This window comes from Neisseria sp. HMSC065C04 (assembly GCF_001815375.1).
Classification (GTDB): domain Bacteria; phylum Pseudomonadota; class Gammaproteobacteria; order Burkholderiales; family Neisseriaceae; genus Neisseria; species Neisseria flavescens_D.
Genome location: NZ_KV820378.1, coordinates 1 through 1437, shown reverse-complemented (window position 1 = coordinate 1437; position 1437 = coordinate 1). Strand labels below are relative to the sequence as shown.

Annotated in this window: 2 rRNA genes; both read right to left on the bottom strand. The window is 51.7% G+C overall.

Annotated features, from left to right (window positions below):
• Window positions 1-72: ribosomal RNA gene (rrf, locus tag HMPREF3022_RS00045) — 5S ribosomal RNA — on the bottom strand; the annotation flags it as partial.
• Window positions 73-167: 95 nt separating this feature from the next.
• Window positions 168-1437 (bottom strand): 23S ribosomal RNA (locus tag HMPREF3022_RS00040); the annotation flags it as partial.

Here is a 1437-nt window from a genome sequence, read left to right as displayed (position 1 = left end):
ATCGGCGCTGAGTCGTTTCACGGTCCTGTTCGGGATGGGAAGGCGTGGGACCAACTCGCTATGGCCGCCAAACTTAAACTGTTACAAATCGGTAAAGCCTTAATCAATTATTTGGTGATGACTGAATCAGTCAGTAAGCTTTTATCTTTTGAAGTTCTTCAAATGATAGAGTCAAGCCTCACGAGCAATTAGTATGGGTTAGCTTCACGCGTTACCGCGCTTCCACACCCCACCTATCAACGTCCTGGTCTCGAACGACTCTTTAGTGTGGTTAAACCACAAGGGAAGTCTCATCTTCAGGCGAGTTTCGCGCTTAGATGCTTTCAGCGCTTATCTCTTCCGAACTTAGCTACCCGGCTATGCAACTGGCGTTACAACCGGTACACCAGAGGTTCGTCCACTCCGGTCCTCTCGTACTAGGAGCAGCCCCCGTCAAACTTCCAACGCCCACTGCAGATAGGGACCAAACTGTCTCACGACGTTTTAAACCCAGCTCACGTACCACTTTAAATGGCGAACAGCCATACCCTTGGGACCGACTACAGCCCCAGGATGTGATGAGCCGACATCGAGGTGCCAAACTCCGCCGTCGATATGAACTCTTGGGCGGAATCAGCCTGTTATCCCCGGAGTACCTTTTATCCGTTGAGCGATGGCCCTTCCATACAGAACCACCGGATCACTATGTCCTGCTTTCGCACCTGCTCGACTTGTCGGTCTCGCAGTTAAGCTACCTTTTGCCATTGCACTATCAGTCCGATTTCCGACCGGACCTAGGTAACCTTCGAACTCCTCCGTTACTCTTTGGGAGGAGACCGCCCCAGTCAAACTGCCTACCATGCACGGTCCCCGACCCGGATTACGGGTCTGGGTTAGAACCTCAAAGACACCAGGGTGGTATTTCAAGGACGGCTCCACAGAGACTGGCGTCTCTGCTTCAAAGCCTCCCACCTATCCTACACAAGTGACTTCAAAGTCCAATGCAAAGCTACAGTAAAGGTTCACGGGGTCTTTCCGTCTAGCAGCGGGTAGATTGCATCTTCACAACCACTTCAACTTCGCTGAGTCTCAGGAGGAGACAGTGTGGCCATCGTTACGCCATTCGTGCGGGTCGGAACTTACCCGACAAGGAATTTCGCTACCTTAGGACCGTTATAGTTACGGCCGCCGTTTACTGGGGCTTCGATCCGATGCTTGCACATCTTCAATTAACCTTCCAGCACCGGGCAGGCGTCACACCCTATACGTCCACTTTCGTGTTAGCAGAGTGCTGTGTTTTTAATAAACAGTCGCAGCCACCTATTCTCTGCGACCCTCCAGGGCTTACGGAGCAAGTCCTTAACCTTAGAGGGCATACCTTCTCCCGAAGTTACGGTATCAATTTGCCGAGTTCCTTCTCCTGAGTTCTCTCAAGCGCCTTAGAATTCTCATCCTGCC